The sequence below is a fragment of the Micromonospora sp. NBC_00330 genome, from assembly GCF_036136635.1.
Classification (GTDB): Bacteria; Actinomycetota; Actinomycetes; order Mycobacteriales; family Micromonosporaceae; genus Micromonospora; species Micromonospora salmantinae.
The window spans coordinates 5,925,268-5,938,137 of record NZ_CP108012.1; the positions used below are offsets into that span (position 1 = coordinate 5,925,268).

General features: G+C 69.8%; 8 protein-coding genes and 2 tRNA genes. 2 read left to right on the forward strand and 8 right to left on the reverse strand.

Translation table 11 applies throughout. The features are described 5' to 3' along the window. Positions 1-72: 72 nt before the first annotated feature. Positions 73-4,545, forward strand: a complete 4,473-nt coding sequence (locus OG598_RS26975; protein ID WP_328655444.1) for a cation-translocating P-type ATPase — start codon at positions 73-75, stop codon at positions 4,543-4,545. 11 nt (positions 4,546-4,556) lie between these two features. Here OG598_RS26975 and OG598_RS26980 read toward each other — a convergent pair whose 3' ends face one another. Both OG598_RS26980 and OG598_RS26985 read right to left on the reverse strand, forming a co-directional pair. Further along, complete coding sequence (locus OG598_RS26980; protein WP_328651621.1) at positions 4,557-4,859, reverse strand: hypothetical protein; 303 nt, start codon at positions 4,857-4,859, stop codon at positions 4,557-4,559. 101 nt (positions 4,860-4,960) lie between these two features. Then, positions 4,961-6,160, reverse strand: a complete 1,200-nt coding sequence (locus tag OG598_RS26985) for a DUF418 domain-containing protein (protein WP_328651622.1) — start codon at positions 6,158-6,160, stop codon at positions 4,961-4,963. A gap of 109 nt (positions 6,161-6,269) precedes the next feature. Here OG598_RS26985 and OG598_RS26990 point away from each other — a divergent pair, with 109 nt between their 5' ends. Then, on the forward strand, positions 6,270-7,028 hold the full coding sequence (locus OG598_RS26990) for a TetR/AcrR family transcriptional regulator (RefSeq protein WP_328651623.1): 759 nt from the start codon (positions 6,270-6,272) through the stop codon (positions 7,026-7,028). A gap of 402 nt (positions 7,029-7,430) precedes the next feature. Here OG598_RS26990 and OG598_RS26995 read toward each other — a convergent pair whose 3' ends face one another. The 6 genes from OG598_RS26995 to gyrA form a co-directional block, all read right to left on the reverse strand. After that, entirely contained in the window at positions 7,431-7,748 is a 318-nt protein-coding gene (locus tag OG598_RS26995; protein ID WP_328651624.1) for a hypothetical protein, read from the reverse strand. Positions 7,749-8,844: 1,096 nt separating this feature from the next. Further along, positions 8,845-8,920, reverse strand: a tRNA-Ala gene (locus OG598_RS27000). A gap of 42 nt (positions 8,921-8,962) precedes the next feature. Then, complete coding sequence (locus OG598_RS27005; protein ID WP_209444550.1) at positions 8,963-9,091, reverse strand: DLW-39 family protein; 129 nt, start codon at positions 9,089-9,091, stop codon at positions 8,963-8,965. 42 nt (positions 9,092-9,133) lie between these two features. Next, positions 9,134-9,207, reverse strand: a tRNA-Ile gene (locus tag OG598_RS27010). Positions 9,208-9,358: 151 nt separating this feature from the next. After that, on the reverse strand, positions 9,359-10,273 hold the full coding sequence (locus OG598_RS27015; RefSeq protein ID WP_328651625.1) for a DUF3566 domain-containing protein: 915 nt from the start codon (positions 10,271-10,273) through the stop codon (positions 9,359-9,361). Positions 10,274-10,277: 4 nt separating this feature from the next. Then, positions 10,278-12,800 carry a DNA gyrase subunit A gene (gene gyrA, locus OG598_RS27020; protein WP_328651626.1) on the reverse strand — a complete coding sequence of 841 codons (2,523 nt, stop codon included), beginning with the start codon at positions 12,798-12,800 and terminating at the stop codon, positions 10,278-10,280. Positions 12,801-12,870 lie beyond the last annotated feature (70 nt).

Consider the following 12,870-nt stretch of genomic DNA (forward strand, 5'->3'; position numbering starts at 1 on the left):
GGACGACATGGCCAAGGTCAGGACGAGCGGCAACAGGGAGCCGGGCCGGCGCCCGTCCAGCCGTACGCCTCGATGACGGCGGCGGGTCGCGCTGCCGGCCGCATCCTGCCGTCCTTCGGCGTGCCGCATCTGGTCGGCGAGGCGTCCCGGTCGGTCAGCTCGGCCGCGGTCCGGCTGGCCCGGACGGCCGGGCTGACGCGGCGTCGGGTCTGGTCCCGGCCGGGCCGGCACCACATCGAGGTGCACGGTGTCTGCCAGGACGGTGGCAACCGGCTGGCCCGTCAGGTGGAGGGCGCGCTGGAGCAGATGCCCGGGGTGGCCTGGGCCCGGGTCAACGCACCCTCCGGCCGGGTGGTGGTCGCCATCCAGACCCCCGAGCCGACGTTGCGCGACCTGATCGCCACCATCGACCGCGTCGAGCGGACCTGCGACCACGAACCCGACCCGGAGATCCCACCGCCGCACCCACCGGAGGAGGGGCCGCGCACCCCGCGCACCCTCGGCGCGCTCGCCTCGGACGCACTGGGCTTGACCATCTCGGCGGCCACCCGGATCCTGCCGTTCGCGCCGCTGCCCGGTGAGGTGGCCGGCCTGCTCTCGGCAGTGGATCTTCAGCCGAAGCTGCACGAGTTCATCGGCAGACGGCTGCGCTCGGACCCGCGCGCCGACATCCTGTTTCCGCTGGCCGAGGCGGTGGTGCAGGGATTGACCGGCCGCTGGACGGGCATCGTCCTGGACGGCGCCCAACGGGTGGTGCAGTGGGGTGAGGATCGGGCCCAACTCTCCGCCTGGGAGAAGGCCGAGCCACGGCTGACCGGCGACGCCGAACGGGCCACGGCCCGCTGGCCGGTGATCGAACGTCCGCGGCCGAAGCCGGACGGCCCGGTCGAGCGGTACATCAACCGCATGCTCGCCGCCGGTACGGCCGCCGGCGCGGCGGCGATGCCGTTCGCCGGGCCGAAGCGGGCCACCGCGCTGGGCCTGTCCGCGCTACCGAAGGCGCCGGGCAGCGGCCGCGAGGGGTACGCGGCTCAGCTAGGCCGGATGCTGGCCCGGCGTGGTGTGATCGCGATGGACCGGAGTGTGCTGCGCGAACTGGACCGGATCGACACGCTGGTGCTCGACGCCGCCGTGCTCGGCTCGGACCGGGGTGTCCTGGCCGATCTGGCGCCGGCGTCCGACGCGGACGTCGACCAGGTGGCCGAGCGGGCCTTCGCGTTGTTCGACCCGGACGACCCGGCCGCTTCCCGTACGGCGGACGGCTGGCGGCTCGGGCCGCTGGACCGGATGCCCGCGAACGACCCGGGCGACATCCCGGACGCGGCCCGGCTGCGCTCCGCTGGCGGCCAACTCCTCGGCCTCGCCCACGGCGACCGGCTCGCCGCCCTGTTGCGGGTCGAGCCGGAACCCGCGCCGGGCGTCGACGGCCTGCCCTCCGCCGCCCGACATGCCGGCCTGCGGCTGGTTGTTGCCGGCGGCGACGAGCAGCGGTACGGCTTCGCCGACACGATGCTCCCCGGCGGGGACCAGTTGACCGAGTCGGTACGCGCGTTGCAGCGCGACGGCGCCGTGGTGATGCTGGTTTCCGCGGACCGGAAGGCACTCGGCGCGTCCGACTGCGGTCTCGGGTTCGCCGCTCCGGAGGAGCTGCCGCCGTGGGGCGCGCACCTGCTGGTCGGTGCCGACCTGCGGGTGGTGGCGCTGGTGATCGAGGCGACCGGGGTGGCCCGGCGCACGGCCCAGCAGAACATCCGACTGGCCATGGCCGGCACCGGTCTCGGGGCGTTGGGCGCCTTCACTGCCCCACCGACCCAGCTGCCGCACCGGGCGCTCGTCGCGGTCAACGGCGCGGCCGGGCTGGCCTTCGCCAACGGGGTCTGGCAGGCCCGCCGGTTGCACGACCAGTCGGACACCCCGGCGCCCGTGGCAACCGCCTGGCACCTGATGCCGGTCGGCACCGTGCTCGACCACCTGCGCTCCACCCCGGACGGCCTGGCCAACGCCGAGGCGCAGCGCCGACGCCACGGTTCCGGTGACAACGGCGGCGCCGCACCCGGAAGCGGTGGGCTGCTGCGTGCCTTCGTGGACGAGTTGTCCAACCCGCTCACGCCGGTGCTGGCCGCCGGGGCGGTGCTCTCCGCATCGTTCGGCTCACTGGTCGACGCCGCGCTGGTGGGCAGCGTGGTCGGTGGGTCCGCCCTCATCGGGGCGGTGCACGAGCGCAACACCGAGAGGTCGCTGGCGGAGCTGCTGTCGCGCTCGGCGGTGACCGCCCGGGTCCGCCGGGACGGTGCCGAGCAGGTCCTCGCCGCCGAAGACCTGGTCCTCGGGGACGTCATCGCCCTCGAACCGGGCGACTCGGTGCCCGCCGACTGCCGGGTGCTCGAGTCGGTGGGCCTGGAGGCCGACGAGTCGTCGCTGACCGGTGAGTCGCTGCCGGTCGCCAAGTCCAACCGACCGGTGGTCGCCGCCGCCATCGCCGACCGACACTCGATGCTCTACGAGGGCACCACTGTCGCCGCCGGGCACGGCACCGCAGTGGTGGTGGCGACGGGCAACGACACCGAGGCCGGGCGCAGTCTGGCGTTGGTGCGGCAGGCACCCCCCACCAGTGGGGTGGAGGCTCGGCTCGGCGCGTTGACCAGCGCTGCCATCCCGTTGGCGGCCGGTTCCGCGGTGGCGGTGGCCGGCGCGGGCCTGCTTCGAGGCGTACCCCTTGCCGAAACGGCGGCGACCGCCGCGAACCTCGCCGTGGCGTCGGTGCCGGAGGGGCTGCCGTTCCTGGTCAGCGCGGCGCAGCTGGCCGCGGCCCGGCGGCTGGCCGAGCACGGCGCGTTGGTCCGCAACCCGCGCACCATCGAGGCGCTGGGTCGGGTGGACGTGCTCTGCTTCGACAAGACCGGCACCCTCACCGAGGGCAAGCTGCTGCTGGCCGGGGTCGGCGACAGCGTCGGCGACCGGTATGCCCCGCTGGACCGGTTGGACGACCGGCTCCGGATGACGCTGGCGGCGGCGTTGCGGGCCACGCCCGCCGCGAAAAATCCGGAGGAGTTGGCGTTGCAGACCGACCGGGCGGTCCGTCGGGGCGCCGGGGAGGCCGGGGTGGTGGAGCAGACCGGTGCCGCCGGGTGGCGGGCCGCCGGAGGGCTGCCGTTCGAGCCGTCCCGCGGCTACCACGCGAGCATCGGACAGACCGACGGTCACCTGTTGTTGAGCGTCAAGGGTGCTCCGGAGACGGTGCTGCCGCGCTGTTCGTCGCGACGCATGGACGGTCGTCAGGAGCCGCTGGACGACGCCGGCCGCGCGGAGCTGGAGCGGATGCTCGCCGACCGGGCCGGTGCGGGAAACCGGATCCTGGCCGTCGCGGAATGCCCGGTGAACGACCCGAAGGTGACCGACTCCGACGTTCGAGGGCTGACCTTCGTGGGTTTCCTGGCCCTCGCTGACGGTGTCCGGGAGAGCGCAGCCCCGGCGGTACGCCGGATCCGGCAGGCCGGCGTGCACACCATCATGATCACTGGTGATCACCCGGCCACCGCCGAGGCGATCGCCGCCACCATCAGTGAACACGACGAACAGCGGGTGGTCACCGCCGCTGAACTCGACCAGTTGGACGACGACGCGCTCGCCGAGCGGTTGGCCAACACCGACGTGGTGGCCCGCTGCACCCCGGCCCACAAGGTGCGGATCATCCAGGCGTTGCAGAAGTGCGGGCGCACCGTGGCGATGACCGGCGACGGCGCCAACGACGCCCCGGCGATCCGGCTGGCCGACGTCGGCATCGCCCTCGGCCAACGGGGCACCCCGGCCGCCCGCGCCGCAGCCGACCTGGTGGTCACCGACGACCAGCTGGAAACCATCATCGCCACCCTGATCGAAGGGCGGGCCATGTGGTCGTCGGTGCGGCACGCGCTCAGCATCCTGGTCGGCGGCAACCTCGGCGAGATCGCGTTCAGTGTGCTCACCGCTGCGGCGACCGGCCGCTCCGCGCTCACCGGACGACAACTTCTGCTGGTCAACCTGCTCACCGACCTGGCGCCGGCGCTGGCCATCGCGGTCCGGCCACCCGCGTCGGACCGCACCGACGCGCTGCTGCGGGAGGGCCCGGACACGGCGCTCGGCGAGAGCCTCACCAGGGAGATCGGGCTGCGGGCGGCAGCCACCACGCTGGGCGCGACAGCAGGCTGGACGTTGGCCCGCTACACCGGACGCCGTCAGCGGGCCGGCACTGTCGCCCTGGTCTCCCTGGTCGGCACCCAACTCGGGCAGACCATCCTGGCCGGCGGCACCAGCCCGGCAGTGCTGGCCTCCACGGCGGCGTCACTCGGCGTCCTGGTCGTGGTGGTGCAGACCCCGGGGGTGAGCCAGTTCTTCGGCTGCACCCCGCTCGGCCCGGTGGGGTGGACCATCGGGGCCGGGTCGGCGCTCGGCGCGACCTTCGCCAACGGCGCGCTCACCAAGCTGGTGGAACGCCTCCCGGAGGCCCGCCCCAACCGGACCGGATCCGGTGCCGAGGCTGCGGCGGACGGTGGTTCCGCCGACTGACCGGCCAGGCCCTAGCGTGCCGGAAAGGCCTCCCGTACCGGGCCCGACTCGGCCCAGCAGCGGCCGCCCCGGAACTCGACGCCCGGGATGTCGTCGACGAGTCGGCTGATGTCCGCGAGGCTGGCCAACGAGGCGGTCACCTCGCCCCGCAACTCCTCAGCGGCCGTGTCGAGGTCGTCCTCCTCAGTGGACCAGTCGATCCCGGCGGATCGCAGATCGGCGACCGCGTGACCGGTCACGGCGGCCGGATCGGTGACCAGCACGTCGACACGGCAGTACAGGTGCAGGATGACGGGTTCCGGCTGTTCGTCCACCCATGAATCATGGCGAGCTCGGTGCCGGGTGGAAAGCCGATTCCTCGGTGCTGATGGGTCTACGGACCCACCGGCACCGAGGCGGCTTCATGCGGCAGCGATCACGCCCGTGGCCCGTAGGTCAGGCGGCGCAGGACGATCTCGGCGGGGCCGGGCTGCTTGCGCTTGTCGAGCTGACGGGCGATCAGGACGGTGGCCAGCCAGACGGCCACCGCGATGAGCAGACCGGTCACCGTGGGGCTGCCGAACCGGTCGTCGAGGGCGAGCGTGAAGGGCGCCAGGAGAACGAGCCAGGCCACCGACTGGAACAGGTATCCCGACAGGGAACGCTGACCGAGGGCGGAGAGAGCGCCGACGACGGTGCCGGATCGGCTGGCCCGCAGGGCGATCAGGCCGAAGACGGCCACGTAGCCCGGTCCGGCGAACATGCCGCTCGCCCCGTGCAGCAGCATCATCAGGCTGGCGGCCGACTCGTCGACGTGCAGCCATCCGGCACTGACCAGGGCTGCCGGGAGGCCTCCGGCGACGGCGACGCCGAGGCCGAGCGCTGCGGTCCAGGTGAGCAGGGCCCGGTGCCGAGCCGGCTCTTCGAGGATCCGGCGGCGGGCGGCCCACATACCCAGCCAGGCGATCATGATGAAGGGCAGGACGGTCAGCGTGTGCACCGGCCACTCGCCGAGGCGATCCAGCATGGCCGCGCCGTAACCGGGCGCGGCGAGGGAGTCGACGTGTCCCGACGGCAGCGGCGCCGACCCGCCCGACCCTCCGAGCATGCCGCTCACCACCATGGCACCGATGGCCAGCACCTCGACGGCCGACAGCGCCCAGAGCACGAGCACGACGCGGTGGAACTTGTCGCCGCGGCGCAGCAGCAACACTGTCATCGCGATCCCGACGATCCCGTACGCGCCGAGGAAGTCGCCGTAGTACAGCAACGCGGCGTGCGCGAACCCGAACACGACGAGCCAGAGGTTGCGGCGCAACAGCACGGAGCGGACCTGCTTCGGGGTGGCGCCGGAGGCGTCCTGGCGGCGGGCGAGCTGGACGAGCCCGTAGCCGAACATCACGGCGAAGACCGGATAGCCGCGGGCATGGACGAGTTCGAAGAGCAGGAAGTTGAGGCCGCGGTCGACGCCTTCCGGTGTGGCGTCGAGGCCGGGCTCTCCGGCGAAGACGACTCCGGCGACGTTGGCCAGCGCGATGATCAGCAGCATCGCTCCCCGGGCCAGGTCCGGCGCGAGGGCACGCTCGGCGCGCAGTACCGGCCCTCTCGAAGTCCGCGGTGCGGTGTCAATGCTCATGGACGTCTCCCCGTAACTCGGCTTTAGTTTCAGAGATAAAGTATCAGCTATATACTAATGGCGTCTGTCATGATGTGGACGTAACCTTCCGGGGCGAACGTGGGAGCCCATGACCAGCGACGATTTCGTTCCGGCGCCGCTGCGCCGGCTGTGGGGGATGTCAGAGTCGTCGCGTCTCGGACGGCCCGCGTCCCTCGACGTCAACGTGGTCGTCGCCGCGGCGGTGGAGATCGCCGACCGGGACGGGCTCGACGGCGTGACGCTGCCAAAGGTCGCCAAGAGCCTCGGCTTCACGAGCATGTCGCTCTACCGGCACGTCGGCTCCAAGGACGAACTGCTCACCCTCATGGCCGACGCCGCACTGGGCCCGCCGCCGAACATCGCCGCCCCCGACTGGCGGGAAGGGCTGCGCCGTTGGGCCTTCGCGCACCGCGCGGTGCTTCAGCGTCGACCGTGGTTGACGCGCGTGCCCGTCGCCGGACCGCCCTCGGGGCCGCACCAGATCGCCTGGATGGAGGCCGCGCTGGCGATCATGTCCGGCACCCATCTCGACTGGGCGCACAAGATCGGCACGATGTCACTGATCAGCGGCTACGTGGTCCAGTCGGTACGGCAGTACAGCGAACTCGCCGAGGGCAGGGCCGACGGCCAGGGCCAGGCGGACGCCGAACGCGACTACGGCCGGGCGCTGGCGCGACTCGTCAACCCCGACCGCTTCCCCGAGACAGCCCGGCTGTTCTCCTCGACGCTGTTCGAGGCGCCACCGTCCGACACCCCCGACGAGGCGATCGCCGACGCGGACTTCACACTCGGGCTGGAGCTGATCCTCGACGGCGTCGCCGTCCGGATGGCGCGCTCCGACCCCTGAACCCGCCCGAATGATCGTCGCGCGGCTACAACCGTCCCGCTCACTCAGCCCGCTCGACCGCACTGCCGGTTCCGGCGGCCAGATGACAAGAAGCGGTATACCTCAGAGTCATAACGCTCGCGCCGATACCTTGACACACCCCGACCTGGCGGCACAGGTCGCCGGAGTACCCGATTCGCCGCCGGTCAGCGAATTGGCGACAGGTGCCATTGATTGACAGTTGCTGACCGACGACGAATACCGACAATTGTCGGTGCCGTTGCCAACGATCTGCTGGCACATCCACCACCTAAGGCAGACGCCCCCAGGGTGTGCTTTGCTGATCCGTTGAAGCGCCCAAAACGCCGGGCGGCTGGCAAATGTTGTCAGCCACCCGGCGTCAGGCGTTAACCTTATGGATTTCTAAGAGAAAATGCCGGTGTCGGAGAGAATTCCGCTGCCTCCGCTGGTGCCGGACGGTCGGACGCACACCATGAAATAGCGGCCTCTAGGAACATTGAAGTCCTGAAGGATGGCACTGCTCCTGGTGGAGTTCGAAAGCGCCGCGCGCTGGGTGCCACCACTGTCGTAGGCCCGACAGGTGATCGTTCCGGAACTCACCGGATACACCGCCATGCCGATCTTGGACGTAGTGTTCGGGGCATAGCCGGTGGAGCAGCTGACCGCGCTCGAAATAACGCAATTTACTTGCGCCGCCGAAGCAGGTGCGGCAGGCAACACGACTGCGACGCTTATTGCGCCCACAGTGAGCAGAGTACGACCAAGTGCATGCTTTCTCAAGGGATCCCCCGATCCGTACAGAATGCGCCTCTAGCAGCGTTGGCCGCAGCGCACCGCGTTCAATTGCCATAACCTAGCAGAGGTTACGGAACTTGTCAGCGCCTGCCATCGGTAACCACCTCTGCGCAATCGTTCGTCGGTGGCGCTGAGCTGGGGATTTGTAAGCTGAACGGTGTCTGTAGGCATATGGTGCCGTGAAGCTGGTTGGGTAGGAACTAGGTCTAGCTCTGTTCTAGACATCGTCGGCAGCGAGTGCGCCTGCTGCGCAGCAATGTCCAGAAGCAGCACGCCTGTTCGCCTGTTCTCGGCCACAGTTGCTTCCCCGAGACCCGTCCGCTGCTGGGGTTGAATGGCTTGTGCGCCCCTGGGCCCACCACCTCAAGCGGACCGTGCCGGCTCGTACGGACGCTGGCGGGTCAGGCGGTGGTCTGCTCGGCTGCCTGGGTCGATGGAGGGAGGATGGCCTACCGCGTCATTCTGAGTGTCTGGCTGACTTCCTGCTGACGGCGAGCCGGGCCGACCTTTGCAGCATCGCCATCGCTTCCTCGGGGTCAAGGGTGGTCGTAGGCCATCGCGTGCCGACGCGTAGCGCCCTTGACGCCGGGCGGGTGGCGTAGAGGATCGAGCATCCGGGGGATGGATCACGCCGCCTGGTTCTCGTCGTCGTCATCGAACCGCGGGCAGTGCCCACGAAAGTCCGGGGGGCGAAGCAGCTCCGCTGCGCGGCCGCCGATCCCCCAAACCTCGACGGGGAGCAGCCGCGACGGCGATCGTCTCGCCTCAGCGCTCTGCTCCTGGTGATTCCGTCAGCGCGCCGGCCGGCCCAGCCCATGCCCGGCGAAGATCGCCAGTAGGCCGGCGCGGCCCGCTTGTTGGCCGCCTTGATTCCCAGGCGGTCAGCGGTCAACACCTACTGCCACTTCTACGGGCGCGGGCTCCTCAGGCTGCCTCAGCATCTCGATCGTGTACTGAGCGAGGAGGGGCGGCATGACCGCCGCTCGGCTGCACTCGGACCGAGGTCAACCGGGGAAAGTGCTGGTGGAGCCCAGGGGACTCGAACCCCTAACCCCTGCCTTGCAAAGGCAGTGCTCTGCCAGTTGAGCTAGGGCCCCGTGGATGGCCTTGGCGACGATCGCTCGTCGCCTGGCCGAGCGTCAGCGCAGGTCGGGCGCGGTGGTCGCCTCGTGCCACAGGGCACGCTCATCGTTCGACGCCTTGATCTTGTTGAACACGACGGCGGCCACACCGACGACGCCAGCCAGAATCAGCAGCTTCTTGAACATGGGGCGACCCCTCGCGCTCGACTACCGTCGGACGACATGCGGTGGGGCTAGATGGAATCGAACCATCGACCTCAGAGTTATCAGCTCTGCGCTCTAACCGACTGAGCTATAGCCCCGCGTTGCGACGAGCAAGATTAACCCATCCGCTCCGCCGGCCCCAAATCGGGGTCCCAGCTTGCGAGCCAGGCCCGTCGCCGCCTGCAAAACCTACCCGAGTACGGGACGCCGGAGCGACCGCTTTCCGCGGTGCCCCGGCGTCCCGGTCACTCAGTCCCGCTCGGCGAGGGTCAGCTCGATCCCGCCGACCAGGTCGGCGCAGACGTTGTAGACGAACGCGCCAAGGGTGGCCAGCGCGGTGAAGAGCACCACGTTGACCAGGCCGATCAGCGCCGAGCTGAGAATCACGCCCTTGGCGGTGATCTGGAAGCCGCTGGTGCTCTGCCCACCGCCGGCGTTGACCAGATCACTCAGGCTCTCGTTGACGCTCTGGAACACACCCATCGCGTCCAGCGCCAGGTAGAGCACCGAGGTGGCGACCACCACGACGATGAAGAGCACCACCGACACCGCGAATGCGAACTTCATCACGGACCACGGGTCGATCCGCTTGAGGTTCAGCCGGGCCCGACGCGGTCCGCGGGAGGCGGCCGAACTGACCGACGTACGCGCCGCACGCACCGCGTCACCGACGCGGGCTGCGCCGACGGCGGACGCGTTGCCGATCCCCGGTGGCAGGCCACCGCCGCTGGCCGGGCGGCCGGCAGCGGCAGCCGTACGCGCCGCGTCCGGCTGCGGCTGGGTCATCCCGGGTGTGATCCGCGGCTGGGTGCCTGTGGACCCGGTTGACGCCGCCTGACCGGACCGGAGACCGATCGGCTGGGTGGTCGCCGGACGTGCCGAGGGTGCCGCCGCCGGACCCGGAGGATTGGCGGCGGTCGACGTCGGCGCCTCAGCGCTGGACGTCTCGGTCTTGTCGCCGGACTCGCCATCTTCGCCCGGCTGCTCAGGCGGGGGTGTCATGCCTGGAGCCCTGGTGAACTTCGGGGCAGGCGCGTCGGCGGGGACCGTCGCCCGGCCCACGGCCGCGCGGCCGGTCGCTGGTGTGCCGCTCTTGGCGGCCTCCTCGTCGACCGGTTTGGCCGAGGTCCCCGTGTTCCCCGACTTCGCCTGTGTCTCCGTCATTCAACTAGTCCTGTTCGTCAGGCTCGTCGGCATTGCGAGCAATCGCCACGATAGTCACGCCGTCCGGGAGGTCCATCAGCTTGACCCCCATTGTGTTCCGGTCACGCGTACGCCGTACAGGCTTCACCGGAGTCCGAATGACACCACCGTTGCTGGTGATCGCGAACAGCTCGTCGTCCGGATCGATCACCACCGCGCCAACCAGACCACCGCGCCGTTCGGTGATCTTTGCAGTCAACACGCCCTTACCTCCCCGGCCCTGCACCGGGTATTCCTCGATCGGGGTTCGCTTCGCGTATCCCCCGTTCGTGGCCACCAGAACGTCCAAACCTTCCCGCACGACTTCCATGGCGAGCAGGACGTCGTCGTCCGTGAAGCGCATGCCGATCACACCCGAGGTGGCCCGGCCCATCGGCCGCAACGCCTCGTCCGAGGCGTTGAACCGGATCGCCTGTGCCTTCTTCGAGACCAGCAGCAGGTCGTTCTCCGGCGCAACCAGCGCAGCACCGACCAGCTCGTCCTCATCGCGCAGGTTGATCGCGATGATGCCGCCGGAACGGTTGGAGTCGAACTCCTCGAGCCGCGTCTTCTTCACCAGGCCGTTCTTCGTGGCCAGTACCAGATAGGGGGCTACCTGGTAGTTCGGGATCTCAATGATCTGCGCGATCTGCTCGTCGGGTAGGAAGGCGAGCAGATTGGCCACGTGTTGGCCCTTGGCTACCCTACTGGCCTCCGGCAACTCGTACGCCTTGGCCCGGTAGACGCGGCCCTTGTTCGTGAGGAACAAGATCCAGTCGTGGGTCGAGCAGACGAAGAAGTGGCTGACGATGTCGTCCTGCCGCAGCGTGGCGCCACTGACGCCCTTACCGCCGCGCCGCTGCGAGCGGTACAGATCGACCTTGGTCCGCTTGGCGTACCCGGTGCGGGTGATCGTGACGACCACGTCCTCGCGGGCGATGAGGTCCTCCATCGAGACCTCGCCGTCGAACGGGATGATCTGCGTCCGGCGGTCGTCGCCCCACTTGGTGACGATCTCGCCAAGCTCCTCCGAGATGATTCTCCGCTGGCGCTCCGGCTTGGCGAGGATGTCCTTGAGATCGGCGATCTCGATCTCGAGCTTGGCCAGGTCGTCCACGATCCGCTGCCGCTCCAGGGCGGCGAGCCGGCGCAGCTGCATGTCGAGGATCGCGGTCGCCTGGATCTCGTCGATCTCCAGCAGCCGGATCAGGCCCTGCCGGGCGTCGTCCACCGTCGGAGAGCGCCGGATCAGCGCGATGACCTCGTCCAACGCGTCCAAGGCCTTGCCCAGACCGCGCAGGATGTGCGCCCGCTCCTCGGCCTTGCGCAGCCGGAACGCGGTCCGCCGGCGGATCACGTCGATCTGGTGCTCGACGTAGTAGCGGATGAACTGCGCCAGGTTGAGCGTGCGCGGCACCCCGTCGACCAGGGCCAGCATGTTGGCGCCGAAGGTCTCCTGAAGCTGGGTGTGCTTGTAGAGGTTGTTCAACACGACCTTCGCGACGGCGTCGCGCTTGAGCACCAGCACGATCCGCATGCCGGTACGCCCGGAGGACTCGTCGCGGATGTCGGCGATCCCGGCGAGCTTGCCCTCCTTGATCAGCTCGGCGATCCGCTCCGCGAGGTTGTCCGGGTTGACCTGGTAGGGCAGCTCGCTGACGACCAGGCATGGCCGGCCCCGCTTGTCCTCCTCGACCTCCACCACGGCGCGCATCCGGATCGAGCCACGACCCGTGCGGTACGCGTCCTGAATTGCGGTCGTGCCGACGATCAGGCCGTGGGTCGGGAAGTCCGGGCCCTTGACGATGCCGAGCAGGGCCTCGAGGGTGGCCTCCTCGTCCTCCTCCGGGTGCTCCAGGCACCACTGCACCGCCGCGCCGATTTCCCGCAGGTTGTGCGGCGGGATCTTGGTGGCCATGCCGACCGCGATGCCCTCGGAGCCGTTCAGCAGCAGGTTGGGGATCCGCGACGGCAGGATCGTGGGCTCCTTGGCCCGACCGTCGTAGTTGTTCTGCAGTTCGACGGTGTCCTCGTCGATGTCCCGCAGCATCTCCATGGCGAGGGGGTCGAGCTTGCACTCGGTGTATCGCATGGCGGCGGCCGGGTCGTTACCCGGCGAGCCGAAGTTGCCGTTGCCGTCGACCAGCGGGTATCGCAGCGACCAGGGCTGCGCCATCCGGACCAGCGCGTCGTAGATCGACGAGTCGCCGTGCGGGTGGAACTGGCCCATCACGTCACCGACGACGCGGGAGCACTTCACGTAGCCGCGGTCGGGACGGTAGCCGGAGTCGAACATCGCGTAGAGGATCTTGCGGTGGACGGGCTTGAGGCCGTCCCGGACGTCCGGCAGCGCGCGACCGACGATGACGCTCATCGCGTAGTCGAGGTAGGAGCGCTGCATCTCCACCTCGAGCCCGACCGGTTCGATCCGGTCGTGCGCGACCACCGCGGCGATGGCCTCGGCGGGAACCTCGGGCTCGTTCGGTGTGGACTCGGGAGAATCGGTCACTGTATACCCTTATCAGACTCAGAGTCGTTTTCGTGCTGTGGATAACGGCTGTGGATACCGGCCAAGCTGT